The sequence below is a fragment of the Comamonas sp. B-9 genome (genome assembly GCF_000410635.1).
In the GTDB taxonomy this organism is placed as follows: domain Bacteria; phylum Pseudomonadota; class Gammaproteobacteria; order Burkholderiales; family Burkholderiaceae_C; genus Comamonas.
Window position 1 is genome coordinate 3,148 of sequence record NZ_KE148580.1, and the last position, 267, is coordinate 3,414.

Below are 267 nucleotides of genomic sequence, written 5' to 3' on the forward strand. Positions count from 1 at the left end.
TTTTGCTGCGCCAGCTCGCGCACGGCAGCTGAGGCCTCGGCCGTGTCGTTCTCGGCGGCCTGCGTTTGCTGCACCTGTTGCTCGAGCTGCTGGCGGGCGCGGTCGGCAATGCGCTGGTTCAGCCAGGCCACGCGCGGCGTGCGCTCGAGCAACTCGCGGCGCTGGGTCTGCAGCTGCACATCGAGCAGGCGCTGGCGGGTCTCGATGGTCGACTGCTCTTCCTGGCGCAGCGCCAGCTCCTGCGTAGCGCGGCGGTGTTCGGCGCTG

The 267-nt window shown here is 70.8% G+C and carries 1 protein-coding gene; it reads right to left on the minus strand.

The features are described from left to right. On the minus strand, positions 1-267 hold a 267-nt coding region (locus H928_RS33365; protein ID WP_239644963.1), incomplete at both ends, for a hypothetical protein.